The sequence below is a fragment of the Planococcus citreus genome (assembly GCF_003664125.1).
Taxonomy (GTDB): domain Bacteria; phylum Bacillota; class Bacilli; order Bacillales_A; family Planococcaceae; genus Planococcus; species Planococcus citreus.
In genome coordinates, this window is the sequence record NZ_RCCP01000001.1 from 735944 (window position 1) to 755490 (window position 19547).

The following is a 19547-nucleotide window of genomic DNA, read 5'->3' on the forward strand; positions in this document are numbered from 1 at the left end:
TCTACACACACTCTAATATCTTACTGAACATTTTGTTGTGAACTCTTACTTCTTATAGCTATAAAAGCTTTTCAACGTTCTATATTCATTTTCCCACTACTATCCACATTCCGCAAAATAGCTCACTTTCCTCTTTTATCTCCATAAAGTTGGAAACACTACATCAGTGCTCACCCTAAATTTAAAGAGCGAAAGGTGGCGACTAATGAATAAGCGAAAGGCAGTTGAGCTTGTTCATTTGCGACGCATCTGCCCCGCAGATGTGGGAGCAGCAGCGTTTCAAACTGATTCATTGGTAAACTGGAAGCGGCTGAAACCGCGGGCAGCTGAAACCGCGACGTCCTGTCGCATCAGCTGCATGACCCGCATCCTGCGCGCCTAAAGCGTCCGCCTGGAGCGATTTCCCCACTATCATTTACTATTTCTATTTCTTCAACAAATTGCTCACTTTGAATAAACCAAAGAAATAGCACAAAAAGGCAGGATCTCCCCTGCCTTTTCGTGGTGCTGATTATTTGCTGTTCAAGATGTCCAGCAATTCTTTAGAAGATTTCGCGGCGACGAGTTCGTCGACGTTCGACTGCTCGGCGCAGATGACCGCGATGCCTGACAAGATCTCCAGGTGCGTGCCGTCTTTGCCAGCGATGGCGAAGATCAATTTCGCTTTCTCTCCGTCAAAGTCTACCCCATCCGGCACTTGGACAACCGTAAAGCCGGATTTGATAACCGCTTTTTTCGCTTCTTCGGTGCCATGCGGAATCGCCACATCATTGCCCATATAGGTCGTCGTGATTTCCTCACGCTTCAACATTTCATCGACATACGATGGTTCGACGTATCCTGCTTTCACAAGCGCATCGCCTGCGAAGCGGATCGCTTCTTCTTTATTGCGGAAGCGTTTATTGATGAAAATATTGTCTTCCGTCAGTAGTGGAGCGTCGCCTTCATCGCCAGTCGCTGCATTCGCTTCACTATCGTCGACCAGTTCACTTTGCTCTTCTGTCACGCCGTGTTTCATGCGCTCGATCAAGCGGTCGTATTCCGGGCTCGACAGGAAATTGTCGACCGAGATGTGGTACGCATCCGGGCGTTTGTCTTTTGCACGCGGCGTCAATTTATCCTGCGTGATGATGATTTGTGAATCGGCAGGAATTGACGAAATCGCGCTATTGGTGACTTTGATGTGCATGCCCGCTTCTTTTACTTTCTTGCTCAAGAGCGAGGCGCCCATCGCGCTCGACCCCATCCCGGCGTCACACGCAAAGACGATCTTTTGGACATCGTCCGGGAACGTGCCAGCTGTAGAAGCCGTTCCTGCAGCTCCAGCGCTAGCGCCAAGTGCGCCGGCAACCGAGCTCTTCTTGCCTTTCATTTCTTCCATGCGTTTCGTTGCAGCTTCGACGTCTTCATCTGATGCTGTGTCTTTGCTGCGCTTCAAGATGACCGCTGAAATTAAGAACGATACGGTCGCTGCGACCAAAATCGCCGTGAAGTTTGCGACATACGCCATGCCTTCAGGCGGTGTGACCGCGGCAATCGCGAAGATACTGCCTGGTGATGCAGGGGCCATCAAGCCGCCGCCCATCAAGACCAGTGTGAACACGCCGCTCATGCCGCCGAGGATGACGGACAACAGAAGCATCGGTTTCATTAACACGTACGGGAAGTAAATCTCGTGAATCCCGCCGAAGAAGTGGATGATGACGGCCCCTGGTGCCGATTGCTTCGCGATGCCTTTTCCGAAGAACATGAACGCGAGCAAGACGCCAAGACCAGGTCCCGGGTTCGCTTCAAGCAAGAACAGAACCGAACGGCCCGCCTGCTGGACTTGTTCAAGCCCAAGCGGCGTCAGGATGCCGTGATTGATTGCGTTATTGAGGAATAAAATTTTCCCCGGTTCGATCAAAATACTTGTTAATGGAAGCAATCCTGTTTCAAGCAACCAGTCAACGCCTGCGACCAATACTTGCGTCAATGCGCTGACGGCCGGCCCGATGCCGAGGTAAGCGAAGATCGCTAGCGCCCCGCCGATGATACCGGATGAGAAGTTATTGACAAGCATCTCAAAACCGGAGCGGATCTTGCCTTCGATCAAATGGTCAAACTGCTTGATGACCCAAGCACTAAGTGGCCCCATGATCATCGCGCCTAGGAACATCGGAGTATCCGGCGCCCCGACGATAACCCCCATCGTCGCGATCGCGCCAATGACGCCGCCTCGCTGATCGTGCACAAGCTTACCGCCCGTATAACCGATCAATAGCGGAAGCAAATACGTGATCATCGGCCCGACAAGTGACGCGAAATTCTCGTTCGGGAAAAAGCCCGTTGGAATAAATAATGCGGTAATGAGACCCCAGGCAATAAACGCGCCGATGTTCGGCATAACCATCGAGCTCAGGAAGTTACCGAACTTCTGGACTTTCACTTTCACGCTTGAACGTTCTTCTGCCATTCCTTTCATCCTCCTTTTTTGGGCTCTTGCCCTTATGCTTTGTTTGTTAATTCAGATTATACGCCCTTTGTGTAAGCGCATTCAATCTAATGAAAAACCAACTTTGTCGCCACTGTCCGGACAAGGCTGTCGTTGGCGTGAAATTGTGCGGCGCACAGAGGCGCTCGAGCAACGAAATCCCTCTACGGCGGGAATCTCACACGCCAAATTATATCTAACACAGGGACACGGCACTCCACCCGCCCAGCGAATTGTTCCTGACACAGGGACACGCGAACACCAAAACCCCGCTGCGCCGCAGATCTCCTCCGCCAAATTGCGTCTAACACAGGGACACAAAAAACCACCCCTGTCGCCCCTTTCCGGACAAGACTGTGTTTTCTGTTTTTTTCACCCACAAGGCCATCGCTATGCATTTTCTGCGGATAATGTCATAATGGGGGGTGAATTCGCTTACATCCCAACCACCCTAAGGAGGAATTTTTCATGGTAGAAAAAACATTCACAATCACAGACCCGGCAGGCATGCACGCACGTCCAGCTTCAGCACTCGTAGGTTCGTTATCAAAATTCCAATCGGACATCACGATGGAATTCAAGGACAAAAAAGTTAACTTGAAATCAATCCTCGGCGTTATGTCACTAGGCGTACCTTCTGGCTCCACAGTCCAGATCGCCGCAGACGGTGCAGACGAAGCGGAAGCGATGGAAACAATCGAACGCGTACTCCAAGAACAAGGAATCTCGAACGAATGAATCGCATCTCCGGAATCGCAGCCTCTAACGGCATCGCCATCGCCAAGGCCTTCCGCCTGGAAAATCCGGAACTGACAGTCGACAAGAAAAACGTAGCGGACACACAGGCGGAAATCCAGCGCTTCGGTCAAGCAGTAAACGAATCGATCGCTGAACTCGAAGTCATCAAAAAACGCACCGCTGAAGAAATCAGCGACAAGGAAGCGGCCATTTTCGGCGCCCACTTGCTTGTCTTGGAAGACCCCGAATTGATCGGGCCGATCACCGACAAGATCAACAACGATAGCGTCAACGCAGAGTTCGCGCTTCACGAAACTTCGACGATGTTCGTCGACATGTTCGAAGCGATGGACAATGAATACATGAAAGAACGCGCTGCCGATGTGCGCGATGTCACAAAACGCGTGCTCGCCCATCTATTAGGCGTGAAGATCCAAAACCCAAGCATGATCACCGATGAAGTCGTCGTCATCGCAGAAGACTTGACGCCTTCCGATACGGTGCAATTAAACCCGAAATACATCAAAGGCTTTATCACCGATATCGGCGGGCGTACGTCCCACTCCGCGATACTCGCACGCACGCTGGAAATCCCGGCAGTCGTCGGCGCGAAATCAGCGATGAGCTCCATTGATAACGGCACGATCGTTATCATCGACGGATTGGAAGGCGAAATCCTTCTTGACCCGGACGAAGCGACACTCGCCGAATACAAAGAAAAACAAACGGCGTTTGCCGATCAAAAAGCCGAATGGGCGAAGCTGAAAAATGAAGCGACCGTCACAAAAGACGGCGTTGAAGTTGAACTCGGCGCGAACATCGGCACACCGAAAGACCTTACCGGAGTTCTCGAAAACGGCGGCGAAGCAATCGGCTTGTACAGAACAGAATTCCTGTATATGGGCCGCGACGAGTTCCCGACAGAACAGGAACAATTCGACGCATACTCAGCCGTCTTAAAAGGCATGGAAAACAAACCAACCGTTGTGCGCACACTCGACATCGGTGGCGACAAGGAATTGTCGTACTTGAAATTGCCGAAAGAACTCAACCCGTTCCTAGGCCTCCGTGCGATCCGTCTATGCCTCGAGATGCCGGACATGTTCCGCACGCAACTGCGCGCACTTCTCCGTGCCAGCGTCCACGGGAATCTCAAGATCATGTTCCCGATGATCGCGACGCTCGATGAGTTCCGCGAAGCGAAAGCTCTTCTATTGGAAGAAAAAGCAAAACTCGAATCAGAAGGCGTCGAAGTGAGCGATTCAATCGAAGTCGGCATCATGGTGGAAATCCCGTCGACTGCCGTCATGGCAGACACTTTCGCAAAAGAAGTCGACTTCTTCTCCATCGGCACAAACGACTTGATTCAATACACAATGGCTGCTGACCGGATGAACGAATCCGTATCATATCTCTACCAGCCGTATAACCCAGCCATCTTGCGCCTCGTGAAGACCGTCATCGACGCGTCCCACAAAGAAGGCAAATGGACCGGCATGTGCGGCGAAATGGCAGGCGACGAAATCGCCATCCCGATTCTCCTTGGCCTCGGCCTGGACGAATTCTCGATGAGCGCTTCGTCCATCCTAAAAGCCCGCTCCCAGCTGAGCCGCCTATCCAAAGCGGACATGGAAGGGCATACTGAGCATATCCTAGGGCTCGCGACTTCCCAGGAAGTTGAAGACTACGTGAAAAACCTATAATGCAGAAAAAGCCGTGAACTCCAATGAGTTCACGGCTTTTTGACGATTGAATTGTGTGGCGCACAGGGACAACCAAGCACCAGAATCCCGCTGCGACGCGGTTCTTCCCACGCGAATTGTGCCTAACACAGGGACAGTTACAGGGACAGCTTACGATCCACTCTCCACTTTTAGCGCCTTACGACCCACCGGCACATGCCACTGCGGAGCCAACTTCTCCAGCTTATACTGTTTATAACCGTCAATATGTTCCTTATAAGTTTGCAAATAGGTTTTGTTCGGGATCTCCATTGTCATTTCTTCTTTTACAATCGCAGTCATCCGATTCATCCTCCTCGATTTTGGTCCTTACAAGCATTGATTACGCGGCTACCAACTCATTATTTAAACATTGCTGTTGTTGCTAACATAAATGCATATCTTCCCCCGTAACAATAAACGGGATAGATTTGCCGTATTCACTTTTTTTGCGGGAGCGCATGGAGCGCATCCGTCAGGCGTTCAACAAAATCAGGAAAATCCTCTTTCGAAGCAATCCGAAGTGCGTGCTGTCCATCTTCTACTGACGAACGCTGTGAATAACTCGTCGGCAGCAAAATTGGGTGTTCAATGAGCGCTCGCGTAAAACTCGGTAATTGCTCAACTGAAAGCAGAATCGTTGCCTCGTTCAGCCCCTCCTGCTCATCCCGATATAATTGAACAGAAACGCCTCGGTCCATTGGCAAGCCGATATACAACTGAGGAACTCGATGCCCTTCGATTTCAGGCGCGCTGCCGATCGGGCAACTCCGCGATTTCTCAACCGCTTGGGCGGCCATCATCTCGGCTGTCTTGTTGTCTGGTGAAGCCACCTGCTGTGTATCCATCATTTCAACCATTCCTCCGCTCGATTTAATCGATCTGTCCATGAAAACTTCTTACCTGCGACCGCCAATTAATAATTAAAAATCAATTATTTATCAAAAATTAAACCTCGTATAACTGATAACACTACAATAAACCTACATTAAGGGCCAAAATATGTAAAGTAGTCTATGAAAATTCTCATAATTCAGATTATATTTTGTTTTTCTTATATACTTTTAATGGAAAATAAGTTGCTTGCTTCCGTAATTTAAGCAAATCAAAACCTTATAAATCCCACTGTTTCTAACGTTTATTCCAATCTATCTTTTCAACTGCCCTTAACAAATACCCCACCCGGTTTCCATTAAAAGGTAAACTGCAATAATGATTTTCTGAAACTTTTTTCTTCAACTTAAAGCTGTTTTCTCCTGACAGCCTCAATTATGACTATTCAATAAAGTTTATAAACATTCAAAATTTTTTTGACTAATTGTGTGACGCACAGGGAAACCCGACAATTAAAATCCCCACACGATGCGAATCTAATGCTGTAAATTGTTCCACGCACAGGGACAAAACACCAAAACCTTCAACCCCCATAATGCATAAAAACCCCTTGAACTCAATCGAGTTCAAGGGGTTTTTGACGTTCCAGCTACTTAAATTGTGTGGCGCACAGGGACATCCAAGCAACAGAATCCCGCTACGCCGCGAATTGTCCCCTGCAAATTGTGCCCAACACAGGGACAATGCAAAACACACACACCCTGCCTACGATTCATACTCTTCTCTAACGGCTTTCTGGCGTTTCGCCCGTTTCTTCACTTTCAGATCCTTCCGGTAATACTCATCCGATGAAAAGAACTCGTTCTTCAAGTCTTTCACTTTGTTGCTGAGCAACAAGATCGCGATGACGTTCGGAATCAGGATCGCGGCGAGCATGATGTCGAGGAAGCCCCAGATGACTTCCGCTGCGCCGACTGCACCCAATACCACGGCGATGATATAGACCACTTGCATGCCGTAGGAAGCTTTGGTACCGAACAAGAACTCCGCTTGCTTGGCGCCGTAGAACACGACGACCAAAATCGTCGACAAGACGAAGAAAATCAATGCGATCGTCACAAGAATCGCGCCGAAATCCCCGAAATACTCTTCAAATGCCAAGCTCGTCAACGCTGATGAATTTTCCATCGCGCCTTCTTCTGTCCACACGCCTGAAGACAAAATGACAAACGCTGTTGCTGTACAGACGATTAATGTATCGACCACTACGCCAATAACGGCCCAGAAGCCTTGGCGCACAGGATGGTCAGTCGTCGCCGCAGCGTGAGCGATTGGCGCCGTCCCGAGTCCTGCTTCGTTCGAATAAAGTCCGCGGGCAAAGCCCCAGCGGATGACTTCCACAATCGCCGCACCGGCAAATCCGCCCATGACAGGCGCCGGAGAAAAGGCATTGTTGAAGATCAACATAAAGAATTCCGGAACAGCTTTCACGTTCATCAATAAAATGACGACCGCTCCGCCGACATACATCAAGGCCATGAACGGAACGAAGATTTCCGTCACTTTACCAATGCGCTTGATGCCACCGAAGACGACGATCGACACGAGAATGGCAGTTGCAATCCCCGTCCATAACGCTGGAATGCTGAAGGTCGCTTCGACGGTGTTGGCAATCGAGTTCCCTTGCACCATGATGCTCGGGATCAATTCGATCATCAACGCGAACGAGAACCAGACGCCCAGCCATTTCATGTTCAACCCTTTCTTCATATAATACATCGGCCCACCAACAAATTCGCCGTTGCCGTTTTTCTCGCGGTATTCAACCGCCAGCACGCTTTCCGCGAATTTCAGCGCCATGCCGATCAATGCGATGACCCACATCCAGAAAATCGCGCCCGGTCCACCGAACATGATCGCCGCCGGGACCCCGACGATGTTCGCCGCACCGATTGTCGACGACAATGCAGACGTCAATGCCTGGAACGGCGTGACCGTCCCTTCGCCTTTTGGCCTTCTGAAAATGCTGCCGAAGGTTTGACCTACTATGTACCCGAAATAACGAAACTGAAAAAATCCTAATTTAAACGTCATATAAAGTCCAGAAACCAATAACAATGTAATGAGCGGGATGCCCCATATCCATGCTGAAAACTCAGCAATCCCCTGCAAAAATCCTTCCAACTGCTTTCCCCCTATATTATTTCAAGATATGAAATAATTCCCCAACCGACTAAGGATTAAACAGAAATCAGGAAGTTTTCTAATAAATTTAGAAAAAATCGGCAATTAAGCCCACGCCGCTATCACCCATTTAATACAATAAACCTCCCCTAAAACACAAAAGCCTTAGACTCCATGAAGGAATCCAAGGCTTTTGGCTGATATTCAAAAAAATTTACCCTACTCCTTAAATTTAATTTAATATCTTAACTTACCCATTGATATTCAAGTTCAAGATTTTCTTCAGATTCAGTCTGCGTAAGAAGACCTTCTTTCAGCAAGTAATTGTTAAAGGAAACTTCTTCTAAGAATTCATCTAATTCTTTTACATTTGGAAATGGGATTTCTTCACGATAAGCCATTCTCCAAAGCTTAATCATTACTAATTCTAAAAACTCTTTTTCCATTTTATCTTTTTCTATAAACCAATCGGTTAATTGTGATTTTCCATCAAGCAAAATATCGACCACATCAACGCTATCACTAGAATTGTTCGATACAATGACTTCGATTCGGAACCCAAATTTCCAAAGACCGGTATTAAATAAACGAAACTGTCTATGCTCCCCTTGAACATATCCCCACTTTTCATTTACTCTAACAAATTCTATTCCACTTTCAGATTCTGAATATTCCTTAGTTTCTTCTACTTCTTTCACCATACTTCGAACGGGTGCAATAATTGGTGTTTCTCTCTCGGAGACAATTGGATTTTCTGATTCTGGAGTATAGCCTATAAGTAGACGATAGCAATATCTCAAAACACTATAAACAGTACTTACTATCCCAAATAAAATAAATAGAACAAATAAGAATATAAAAAAACTTGATTCTATTAAGATATCTACTAAATGAATTACACCCATTATAATACCAATAAAAACCATTAGGTATGCTATTATTTTAATCATAATTCCTCTTCTTTCTTCCCATACGATTTCTGAAATACTGCACGTATGAAATTTACATAGAAATTCATTAACTACTCTCCGCTGGGATTTGAGCGTGTATATCCGCCGCCCATTCCAAACGGACGGTCAATTGATGTATCTCCGTCCCCATCTCGATAATAGCCTTCTACCAATGTTCCGTCTTCTCGAATATAGGGAGCTACGTAATGAGGTTTGACGATATCCGATCCTTCAACATTCAATTGCAACGGTGTGAAATCAAAAAGGTGGGCGTACTTCAATGGATCCTTATAAGCAAATACCTCTTGGCTGCACAGGGACGTTGAAGCTGGAAGAACCTCGACTTGTGTTGAGTTATCCGTAGAAAGCACTTCGTATATTGCTTCAGAAAAGACTTCACCAATTGAGTCATTATCCATAAATTTCAACTCCACTTCTATAGGATGTTACAATATTTTTTAACTCTTCAAGCTTAGACTCTCGTTTCTTAATATCAGCCGTTTCATTGTGATGTTTATCCATTTCATCATTTAAGATAGTCTCATAGGAGTAAAGCAAGCGGTTAAACTCTTCTAAAGAGCGGTCCCTAATATCATTTGTTGCCTCTTTAATATATTCACTTAACTGCCGGTCAAAATCTTTTACCATTTCATTTACTTTTTGCCTAGCTGTCATAATAAGTTCCGGTTTTACCGCAGCCAATTGTTTTTCTGCTATTTTCTCTGAAATGTAAGGCAACCCGGCCATGCCGACAATCGGCAAGAAGAATGGAGCTCCCAATAACAAGGCAACAGATCCAACACTTCCAAGAATTACCCCTGCTTTTACATGAGCGTTCCCGCTTTTCGCGTCGAAAATAGGAATCGTGGACAAATGATTAAATGAAGCGCGCTGGTTTTTTTGTAACTGAATTGATTGGTTGAAAGAACGTGTAAGTCCTTGAGAAACTTCCTTTTCCAATTTAATTAGTAATTGATGGATTTTATCTTCATATTGATCAATCCATGTGGTGAATTGAGATTTGATTACCATGGGAAGTTGATTTTCTACTAAATTCTTTATAGCAGCACCTTGGAAAGTATGTATACGCGTTTCTATGTCATCATTCAATCGCTCACCAAAGTGGCTTAATGATTTACTGACCATAAAATTAATTTCAGCTTCCCGATCGTACAAATAGTTTTGTAGGTCCGTTTCTTGTGCAGCTAAATCACCGAACCACTTCTGAATAGCCGCAAATTGAAGCTCTAATTCTTCAATCGTCTGCGATGAGACGATTGAAGCAGTCTTTATTTCATCTTCAATGACTTCACAAATATTAACTAATCGTTCTGTGAAGTTTTTAATTTTTTCCTTACCTCTGGAGCCAGACTCGATACGCCGAAGTATTTCCTCTTCCAGTTCTGGCAATCCCGAATAATTTAATAGTTCAGCATCGTTCTCCTTCTTCCCTTCCAAAGCTTCGAGTGCAGACAGTGGATATAAAGAGTTCAAACGCGTACCAGTAATCGTCTCGAGACGTCGTTCGACAAACTCAGTTAGTTCGTCCAGTTCTTCTTCATCGATACTATCCATGAAATTAGCAGCAAAAATTACACGGTCAATTCCATTCTTAATCAATCGTTCCCTAATAAACTTTTCCTCTGAAGCCTTAATGGGGGAGGTCAATGAACCCATAAAGAGCACAACATCAGCCCGCGGCAAAAATTGATGGGTAACTTCAGATCGCTGCTCACTCAAATCATTGACTCCTGGGGTATCGATTAATACAACCTTATTTTTTAGTAGAGTAGAATCCACAGTCAGTTTGATATGCCTAATTTCATCTGAATCAAAATCATCATCAGCCGTATAGCTCTTTAAAATATCAAGGGTATCAAATTCCTCAATGGTTTGGTTTCTTTTATGAACTGACGCCTTTTCTTCTTTACCATACTCAATGACATTTATCGTAGCTGTAGTAGGTGTAACTCCTCTCGGCATAATATCCCGTCCCAATAGTGCATTAACGAATGTAGACTTTCCATGTTTGAATTCTCCTACTACCATTATCTTATAGGAATCTTCATCGAGGTCTTCAATCAAATCCGTTAAGGTTTTCATCTGCGAACTTCCTGGCAGTGTACTTTCGAGCTTTGTTAAAGCGGCCTCAGCTAATTTTCCAATTCGTTCTTTCTCATCAATATAAGTCATATCAGACGCCTACTTTCCCTGCAGATTGCCGTTTGAGCGTTAAAGCTAATTTCTCCAAAGTAATAGCGATACGGTTCAGCTCTTCTTCCTGTTCTAACAGAACTAACTGTCTTTCTGTAATTTCATTACCTTCTAGTTCAGTTGATCCGATTAATTGTTCCAGCTGTTTTTCAATCATCAATAAATGTTCTTTTATGATTCCTTGATATTGCTCTTCTGCATATTTACTCATAGTGCGATATTCGGACTTCATAGTGATCATTTTTTGATTAGCTACGCTATTATAATGAGCGACCAACTGGCCTCTCAGTTGAACTTTTTCGTCCACGCCTGTGAGCTGAGACCATCCCCAGCTAAAAAGTTTGGTAAGCCCATGAGCCACTACACTGACAGCTACGCCTACCCCGACTGCTGCTTTATCCCAAAATCCACGCGAACTGCTCCAAGCACTGTCTAACTCCTCGTAAATGGAGTTAAAGAAGTCGTCTACACCATCGGATGCAGGATCTTGGTCAACTATTGTCGACAATTCGTAAGACGATTCACTTTCAGGCATACTCTTCATTTCAAAATCCATCTTTGCCCATTCTTCATTGATTTTTCCTGAAGCTGTTTGAATCGCATCTTTCACAATTGAATTCATCTTTTTCTTTTTTTCCTCGAAAAGTGTTTTCTCGTATTTGGCTACTGCTAAATCCACTTTTTGACTTATCTCTGATTGAGAAAGATGAGGATGCTGATCAAAAGCTTCCAATGCCTTCTTTGCAATCTTAGCTAATTCGAGCTCATGCCATTCCATCAACGCTTTTTCCTCAGACTGCAACTTCATTTTCAATACTTTAAGAGAATCGTTGGCATGCTTTTCAGCTAAAGTCACTTTCGGCTTAAATGCTTCTACTTTTTCTTTTAAACCGTTCATCTGTGAATGCAAGATTTTCTTTTCGAATTCAATATACTCTTTCCTCACACCCTTGATGTTTTCCAAAGTTCTTTTAATAGGCTTCATCATTTTAATACTGCCTCTTTCGAACTGTAGAAAATCAGCAAGTTGCTCTTCCAGCTCTGGGAATCCTGTTCTATCAAAATCCCACACATCCATTGGTCTTCCTCTTCTACCCTTAAGCTCTTCACCACCAGCTTTTCTTCTGGCATTTAAAGCATGCTTGGCAGAGACTAAGTATATCTTGGGGTCTCCTAAGATCTCTTTTAAGTTGGCGTAAGCGAAGTCCAGCACTTTTCTTTCATCTTCTGCAGATTTCAGTTCATCCTTGAAATTTATAACAAGAAATATTTTTTGAATATCGTTCGCCAACAGGCGGTCTCGCAATAAACTTAATTCCGATTCAGAAAGGATTTTTACGGCACTCAATAACAAAATTGCAGCATCCGAACGCGGGATTATCGTATTCGTTATTTCTTCACGTAAAGGATCCAAATCATTTGTCCCTGGGGTGTCTATAATCTCCACTCCATTTTGACAAATCGCTAAATTTCTTCCGATTTCAGCGTACTGAATCCCTTTCACAAAACTCACTTGCCTAGCATATTCTTTTTCAGACTCAGAATTTCCAGGAATAGGATCCATCGGCGCTACTAAACTTCTAAATCCGTCTTCTGAAATCATTTCTACTTTCTTCTTACGATCGTGGAAATGCAACTTGATGACCGGTTTTTCACTATACGTGATTTTATTTAAAATCGTTGTTGTCGGTTTGGCCGACGAGGGTAAGATTTTTGTACCTAACAATGCATTAATGAAAGTTGACTTTCCCCTAGAGAATTCACCCACTACGACTAATTGAAAAGTATCTCTTAAGATATCTTCTTTGTAGTGCGTAAGCTTTTTTTGATCATCTTTCAGCTCCATTTTTTGGAGCCAATTATTATAGCTGTCTAATTCTCTGATCAATAAGCTCCTGTTTTTTTGATATTCATCTAAACTGATGCCCACGTCTTGCTCCCTTCTACTTGTTTAAAGTTCATATTTATTCAGGATATCCAGTGACAGCATTTCTTCTATTAACATATCCCCGTATTCCGTCACCTTTATTAAGTATTGTGCGCGGACTTCCTTTATATCTCCTGCACCGCTTTGGTAATGGTACTCATCTTCCAGATAAACCGTTACTACGTAATGATTTGAATCATGGATTTCAATATCTTCTACGGTCAGTTCGTGATTGATCATCTTCATATTTTCATCTATGGCTTTCTCAATATATTCTTTAGTTGGTTCATACTCTGCCCCATCATGCGAAAGATAATAATCAACTATTCCAAAACCGCCGCCATTGAAACCATCCTCCAAAGCGGTGTAATAAGAACTCACCATACTGCTTATCTGCTCTTCCGTTACTTGATAAACTGTCTCTATACCTTCTGTATCGGTATCAAACTCTTCATCTTCCGTTTCAGGCGCTTTGATCATCTCATTGGACTTTTCAATCGTTTCATATCCTAAAATCCGTAATTCGTCATTACTGTTAGTAGCAAGGGTGTACTCCTTAGTTCGGCTATTATAAAATTCACTGTCATCTTCCCCGTATAAATAAAAGGTCTCTCGAGCGAGCATTTCATATTCTCCAACTTTCCCTCGCTGAATAGAAAGAACTTCATTTTCTTCAAAGTCGTAATAATTATCGGTGTAGCTATTGTCGTTTACAAAATCACTTAAAGCATCGTATAAATCGCTATCCGTATTTATATAATCAGCTATTCTGTCAGTTGACTCACCGTTTAAATCACTCATATAAGCAGACCGGTATTCCCGGAAGAATTCTTCAATCTCTATATCACTGAAATCGTATAGCCGAGTTTCCTCTTGCTCGTCAGAAGTTTCTTCTAATCCTTCATAATCAGAGGTTTCAGCGGACTCGTCCTCTTCAAGAGCAAATTCAACGCTACCTGGTTCAGTACTTGCTGCTTCAATACTTGAGTCTTCCGCAAACCACTCTTCCATATCAGATGCAGCTTCTTCAACAAAATAACTTTCCGGACTCTTATATTGATCAGAAGTGTTAGGCCCTGCATCATAGCTGTCATATGATAAGAACATGCCGGTTAATGCCGCAGCCCCTCCTGCAACCGCTAATATTATCTTTAGATTGGTAGCCCTCATAGCAATATTTTCTCTATTTTGTTCTTCAGTAATCTTATATTCAATCTCAAGTTGCTCGAAGTGTTTTAAATCGAATGCGCTTCCTTTGACAAAGCTCAAGTCGATTTCAATATTATCCAATACATTGAATCTATACGATATTACTCTTTCTAAGTGATCAAGAGATAGCTCATAGTTTTCTTCATGATAAAGTGTTGAGATTGCATTCAAATTAGCTCTTACTTTATCAAGTTCTTCATTATTCTTATTAGACAATTCTGTCGGGAATACAAGAGGATGAACATCTTGATGAAAGTTCTTATGCAGTTCAATGTGACTTCTTACAATTTGAATTTCATCTTGAGAAATTCCATCAAAACGTTTATGCACTAACTCAATAGTCTTTTGAAGGTTTTTCTTGAATGGCAAGGATTTATTCATCGAACGAGCAAAATTTTGCTCAATTTCGTTTTCTAGCAACTCCTTGAATGCAGTTATTTCTTTCTCTATCTGTCTGGTCTTATTCGTTAACTTCTCTGCTTCTTTGTTCCAATTTTTCACTTCAGCAATATGTTTTTTTTCAAGTCTTGAGAACTCAATTTTATGATTGAGTATTTTCGTATTTGAAATAGTAGATTTCCATTGTGTATCGAGTTCTTCTCTTTTTCTTAACAATCCTCGTAAAATATTTTCCAAATTGGGATATCCTTCTTTTAGCACCTGTATTTCACCCAAAATTTTTGAATTCCATATAGCATTCAATTTTTGGGGATTGCCCAATTTTTCGATGATCTTTTCTACTTTGCTGAAGATATAGAGATTACCATTTAATAAATCACTCCATGCAGCGCGTTCTTTTTCAACTTGTCTAAGACTCTTTTCATAAGCTTTTTGTTCTTTCAAAAATGAAGGATAGGAAATTTCATTAAATATCCTATAGCTCTGCGAGTCTCCTACAAATAGCAATGAAGATTTCACGCCTTTATGTATTTCTCTAAACTCTTCAAGTACCGGTACTAATTTTCGATAAAAACTATCAATTTTTCTTTCTTCGACAGAACCGATATCTTTCAGTAATTCATCAATCGCCTGTGCATTGCCCCAGTCAAGCAACTCAGCATTTCGTTCCATTTTGCCCTTCAAAATCTCCTGGGCTGAAACTCCATAAAGCTTATTAATAAGTGGATACAATCTGCGCTCATTGTATTCAAGGAATTGATCCAAATCCTCTTCCTCGTCTAAACGATCAATTGCATTCACTACTCCATATGTAGGTATATTCAGAGCGCGCATTTTTTTCAGCCATTCTAACTCCGAAGCAGTTCCTACACTCATGGCATTAAATAGCCATATTCCAACTTCATTACGTTTCATGAACCGTTCAGTAACAGCGGTATGATGAGAGTGAAGGGCGGTTAAACCTGGACTATCGATTAGTGTAAATTTTTTCAGAAAATCCGAAGGTAATTGATATTCAACATAAGAAAGTTGCTGACGAATACACTCACCTTCTCCTTCGCGTTCAGCTGTTAAATTCTCAATCCATGACCAATCGAATTCTTCCTGACTCCCATTAGTATAATGCGCTATAACTCTCTTTTGATCACCATATGTTAGTTTTGTAATCATTGCAGTTGCAGGAGTTATATCGACTGTCAGTAATTCCTCTCCCAGTATTGCATTGATAAAAGTCGATTTTCCGGCATTGAATTCTCCACTTACCATTATCATCAATCGATCTTCGAAGTCTTCCTTAATAGAATTTAATTTTTTGTGGAAATCCGCATAATGATCCTTATCATTCAATAAAATCCACTTATTCATCCCTTTAATAATTCTTTCTTTTTCTGTCATCTTCTTCACCCGTTCTACAATTTATATTCGAAAGAAATCATGCTATGTCTTTCACACTGATCAATGATGCGAGAGAAAATTTTCTAGATGCAAAATATTGACTATTTATTAATCACAATAGTAAACCTCTATCAACCCTAAAGAACTATCTTATGTAGCCAATTTTTGATTCTTTAATGGTAAAATTCAGCACTTTGCATGTGATAATTATCTTATTAAAAATATAATTTTTCATGAGAACTTATACCTATAACTTTACAAAAAAATCTAAATATCCATCCTTTTATAATCTAACATTAAGAAAAACTACTTTCATTTTATTCCTTGAAACTTTTATCGTTATTTTTATCTGCAAGAGATTTCAGAGATTTTCACTATTAATTTTTATTCTTATTTTTTCACTAGTGCTCTAACTAATTTATAACTTCAATCGCATAAAACCCCAGATGTTAGACACTGGTTAATAAGTGTCTAACATCTGGGGTTAAATTCATTAAGGTTATTATTTTATAAAAAATAGCCTGCCAAAGGCAGACCATTATTAGTTAAAATTATTCTCCACGTACTCCGCTTCCTGCTCTTCTGACAACAACCCCGTCGCGCGTCCGACCGTACCATTGTGCCATTCCCAGATGGTGTTGTGCACATTGACGGCATTGGAGAAATTGCCTTCTTCCCAAGCGCTCAAGCTTTGCTCATAGAATTCGTACTCTTTATAAGCGTCTTCGTTAGCCCGTAAGATTTTTAACATTTCATCGATGCGCTCCGGCGTCATCTCGATCGCCCCCCGCTTTTCGGTCGCTTGGATTTTTTGATGTGTCATTTGGTGAAGATGAATCTGGAATTCACCTTCACTCAAGCCCACAGTTTCAACAAGCTCATTCGCTTTAGGTGCTTCAGTGTCTTCCCCTTGTTGCAGCTTATCTTCAGCTTCCTCTGCAGCCTTGGAAATTTGCTGCTCGTCGCTCGCGGTCAAGCTCTTGTACGCCCAATATCCAGCTCCCGCGAGTATAGCTAAGCTCACCAGGAGGATAATGATCGTTCGTAATACAGTTTTCAAATAGACACGTCCTTCCTTTCAACGGCAAATTTATTCCGTCAAAAGCGATTTAAAACAAGCAAGGACTATTATACAACAAAAATCTCTGAAATGCTGCACTTCTAGTATCTTTCTTCCTATCCAGTTTAATATTCACATTACTCCAGCACTTCTATTCTTCCACTTATTAAAAATTAAGCCAGGTTCTTGTCAATGAATTCCTCTCAACAAGCGATATTCTTGCTATACTTTAAATAGGCATTTATACATAGACAGCAGGAAAGGATTCTCCCCATGACCCAACCTAAACGCAAACGCCTGATTATCGGCATCATCCTCGTGGCACTTTCGCTTCCCTCCATCACGCCGATGCTCATGGAAATCGCATATAAGATTGAAATGGACACGCGCTACGACATCGACGAGTTGAACGCTGATTACGCCGGTGCTCCGGATGATGCCAATTACTACGGGAACATCATCCGCGCCTCGCACATCACAACCGGCGAGCCGTATTTTGATGGCTCGGACGAGCTCGTTCATCCCAGTGATATCCGCCTGACGGTCAACGGCGAAACTGTTGAGACACTCGAAGACTATCCAGTGCAATTGCTTTATTCCGAAGACATCGCAGTCGCTGGCCTCGACCGCTATACGCATTACCTTACATACTGGACTGTTGAAGACAAATTCACCGACGAGGATTTCTTCGCCATCGTCATTTGGCAAAATGGTTACGACACGAGACAGATTGATGAAGATGGCTGGATGGAAGGCTATGTCGACCTGGAACAACTCGAATACAAACTCATCAAAATCACCAAAGATGGCACCGTCTCGCAACAACTGTTCACCTTCGACAACAAATCCAAGCTGCAGACGCAATTGATCACCGAAAACTACAGCGGGCCGATCAATTATTACTTGCCGCCGGGTTATTATTACCCGTCGCTCTTGTACCCGCTGCTCTACCCGTGGATCACGACAATCGTCGGGCTGGGCTTGATTCTTTTCAACTTCCCGTATGGTGCAATAAAAAGACGCTACACGAAAACCAAGCAAACCACCTGACATCCATAGCTCTCACACTCTAAGCAGCGGTCTCCAAAGGATCGCTGCTTAGAGTGTTGAATAAGTTCGTAATCTACTATAGGTCAAAAAACCTTAGCTTTTCGATATATTAATCAACGACCTATCTTAGTATTTGGAGAAGTGTTTGCTCGACTCCTGTGGGACTAGCGGGTTTGAGAGACCCCGCAGGAACGAAGTGACGAGGAGGCTCGATTCCCGCCCCACGGAAAGCGAGCAATAAGCTTCGGAAAATACAGCGTCTTATCTTTCTCGAAAAACAAGCAGCGATTCCCACTCGGAGACCGCTGCTTTTCATGTATTGTACTCTATGGACTTCACCCGTCTCTGCGCCGCTCATTTTTTCTGAGCGCGATAGGCGAATAATACTCGTTGATCAAATAAGCTGGGCGTTTCTTCGTTTCATTGAACACTTTCCCCAAATACTCACCGATGATCCCAAGCGAAATCAATTGAATTCCGCCGAGGAACAGGATGACCGTCATCAATGACGGGTACCCGGGCACCGAGCCGCCAAAGACCAAGGTGCGGACGAAAATGAATAACATGAACAATAAGGCGAAAATCGAGATGACGATCCCGAAGAACGACGAAATCCGCAGCGGTGCCACCGTCGAAGACGTCAGGCCATCTACGGCCAAATTGAACAGCTTCTTGTAATTCCATTTCGTGGTGCCGGCTGCCCTCGGCTCACGGTCGAACAGCAATTCCTTTTTGTTGAAGCCGATCCAACTGAACATGCCTTTCGTATAGCGCTCGGATTCGCGCATCTGCTTTAACGCTTCGATGCATTTGCGGTCCAATAAGCGAAAATCGCCGGTGTTGTTCTGGATCGGGATGCTCGAGACTTTCTGCAGAATCTTGTAATAGGAATTGGAAGACCATTTCTTGAACCAAGTCTCCCCCGCACGCGTATTGCGTTTGGCAAATACGTCATCATAGCCTTTTTCCCAGTAGCGGATCATTCGCGGAATGAGCTCAGGGGGATCCTGCAAATCGGCATCGAGGATGATGACGGCGTCTCCGTTGATATGATCGAACCCCGCGAGCATCGCCACTTCCTTGCCGAAATTTCGCGATAAATTCACATAGGAGATTTCAGAATGGACTTTGGCCATTTTCCTCAACATCTCCAATGTCCGGTCGGTACTGCCGTCATTGACGAACAGGAACTCGAAACTATAGTTCGGCAGTTTCCCCGTTACACCCTTCAGGCGCTGCAAAAGAGGCGTCAGTACTTCTTCTTCATTATAGGCAGGTATAAGAATCGTAATTAATTTTTTAATCGTTTCCACCCACTTCTTATTATTGGAGTCATATATTATCATAATAGCAATAATTTTGAAACAAGTCGATGAGTCAATCCTACAATTCG

The 19547-nt window shown here is 43.4% G+C and carries 14 protein-coding genes; 3 read left to right on the forward strand and 11 right to left on the reverse strand.

Features of this window, described 5'->3' with window-relative positions; translation table 11 throughout:
- Positions 1–511 precede the first annotated feature (511 nt).
- A complete protein-coding gene (locus tag DFR62_RS03710) occupies positions 512–2455 on the reverse strand; it encodes a PTS mannitol transporter subunit IICBA (RefSeq protein ID WP_121298116.1) in 1944 nt (647 codons plus the stop codon).
- Positions 2456–2941: 486 nt separating this feature from the next.
- Between DFR62_RS03710 and DFR62_RS03715 the strand changes: the two genes are divergently transcribed.
- Both DFR62_RS03715 and ptsP read left to right on the forward strand, forming a co-directional pair.
- Positions 2942–3211, forward strand: a complete 270-nt coding sequence (locus DFR62_RS03715) for a phosphocarrier protein HPr (RefSeq protein ID WP_121298117.1) — start codon at positions 2942–2944, stop codon at positions 3209–3211.
- Complete coding sequence (gene ptsP / locus DFR62_RS03720) at positions 3208–4914, forward strand: phosphoenolpyruvate--protein phosphotransferase (protein WP_121298118.1); 1707 nt, start codon at positions 3208–3210, stop codon at positions 4912–4914. Before DFR62_RS03715 ends, ptsP begins: the two co-directional genes overlap by 4 nt.
- A gap of 150 nt (positions 4915–5064) precedes the next feature.
- Here ptsP and DFR62_RS17335 read toward each other — a convergent pair whose 3' ends face one another.
- The 9 genes from DFR62_RS17335 to DFR62_RS03760 all read right to left on the reverse strand — a co-directional run bounded on the left by DFR62_RS17335 (position 5065) and on the right by DFR62_RS03760 (position 17104).
- On the reverse strand, positions 5065–5235 hold the full coding sequence (locus DFR62_RS17335; protein ID WP_158290789.1) for a hypothetical protein: 171 nt from the start codon (positions 5233–5235) through the stop codon (positions 5065–5067).
- 137 nt (positions 5236–5372) lie between these two features.
- Positions 5373–5822 (reverse strand): hypothetical protein, encoded by a 450-nt coding sequence (locus tag DFR62_RS03725; protein ID WP_135449375.1) that lies wholly within the window; start codon positions 5820–5822, stop codon positions 5373–5375.
- A gap of 709 nt (positions 5823–6531) precedes the next feature.
- The gene (locus DFR62_RS03730) at positions 6532–7950 is read right to left on the reverse strand and encodes an alanine/glycine:cation symporter family protein (RefSeq protein WP_121298120.1); all 1419 of its coding nucleotides are present in this window, start codon (positions 7948–7950) and stop codon (positions 6532–6534) included.
- Positions 7951–8195: 245 nt separating this feature from the next.
- Positions 8196–8900 (reverse strand): hypothetical protein, encoded by a 705-nt coding sequence (locus DFR62_RS03735; RefSeq protein WP_121298121.1) that lies wholly within the window; start codon positions 8898–8900, stop codon positions 8196–8198.
- 71 nt (positions 8901–8971) lie between these two features.
- A complete protein-coding gene (locus DFR62_RS03740) occupies positions 8972–9319 on the reverse strand; it encodes a hypothetical protein (RefSeq protein WP_121298122.1) in 348 nt (115 codons plus the stop codon).
- The gene (locus DFR62_RS03745; RefSeq protein WP_121298123.1) at positions 9312–11093 is read right to left on the reverse strand and encodes a dynamin family protein; all 1782 of its coding nucleotides are present in this window, start codon (positions 11091–11093) and stop codon (positions 9312–9314) included. Before DFR62_RS03745 ends, DFR62_RS03740 begins: the two co-directional genes overlap by 8 nt.
- Before the next feature lies 1 nt (position 11094).
- A complete protein-coding gene (locus DFR62_RS03750) occupies positions 11095–13044 on the reverse strand; it encodes a dynamin family protein (protein WP_121298124.1) in 1950 nt (649 codons plus the stop codon).
- 21 nt (positions 13045–13065) lie between these two features.
- Entirely contained in the window at positions 13066–16044 is a 2979-nt protein-coding gene (locus DFR62_RS03755; protein ID WP_121298125.1) for a dynamin family protein, read from the reverse strand.
- Between the two features lie 541 nt (positions 16045–16585).
- Complete coding sequence (locus tag DFR62_RS03760) at positions 16586–17104, reverse strand: DUF6241 domain-containing protein (protein WP_121298126.1); 519 nt, start codon at positions 17102–17104, stop codon at positions 16586–16588.
- A gap of 273 nt (positions 17105–17377) precedes the next feature.
- Here DFR62_RS03760 and DFR62_RS03765 point away from each other — a divergent pair, with 273 nt between their 5' ends.
- On the forward strand, positions 17378–18154 hold the full coding sequence (locus DFR62_RS03765) for a hypothetical protein (RefSeq protein WP_121298127.1): 777 nt from the start codon (positions 17378–17380) through the stop codon (positions 18152–18154).
- Between the two features lie 335 nt (positions 18155–18489).
- On the opposite strand, the gene DFR62_RS03770 is transcribed toward DFR62_RS03765, so the two are convergent.
- Complete coding sequence (locus DFR62_RS03770; RefSeq protein WP_241663171.1) at positions 18490–19467, reverse strand: glycosyltransferase; 978 nt, start codon at positions 19465–19467, stop codon at positions 18490–18492.
- Positions 19468–19547 lie beyond the last annotated feature (80 nt).

Excerpts from the sequence above, each read along its gene's own strand:
- DFR62_RS03710 (WP_121298116.1), bottom strand. The coding sequence starts at position 2,455 with ATGGCAGAAGAACGTTCAAGCGTGAAAGTGAAAGTCCAGAAGTTCGGT.
- DFR62_RS03715 (WP_121298117.1), top strand. The coding sequence starts at position 2,942 with ATGGTAGAAAAAACATTCACAATCACAGACCCGGCAGGCATGCACGCA.
- ptsP (WP_121298118.1), top strand. The coding sequence starts at position 3,208 with ATGAATCGCATCTCCGGAATCGCAGCCTCTAACGGCATCGCCATCGCC.
- DFR62_RS17335 (WP_158290789.1), bottom strand. The coding sequence starts at position 5,235 with ATGACTGCGATTGTAAAAGAAGAAATGACAATGGAGATCCCGAACAAA.
- DFR62_RS03725 (WP_135449375.1), bottom strand. The coding sequence starts at position 5,822 with ATGGACAGATCGATTAAATCGAGCGGAGGAATGGTTGAAATGATGGAT.
- DFR62_RS03735 (WP_121298121.1), bottom strand. The coding sequence starts at position 8,900 with ATGATTAAAATAATAGCATACCTAATGGTTTTTATTGGTATTATAATG.
- DFR62_RS03740 (WP_121298122.1), bottom strand. The coding sequence starts at position 9,319 with ATGGATAATGACTCAATTGGTGAAGTCTTTTCTGAAGCAATATACGAA.
- DFR62_RS03745 (WP_121298123.1), bottom strand. The coding sequence starts at position 11,093 with ATGACTTATATTGATGAGAAAGAACGAATTGGAAAATTAGCTGAGGCC.
- DFR62_RS03755 (WP_121298125.1), bottom strand. The coding sequence starts at position 16,044 with ATGACAGAAAAAGAAAGAATTATTAAAGGGATGAATAAGTGGATTTTA.
- DFR62_RS03765 (WP_121298127.1), top strand. The coding sequence starts at position 17,378 with ATGACCCAACCTAAACGCAAACGCCTGATTATCGGCATCATCCTCGTG.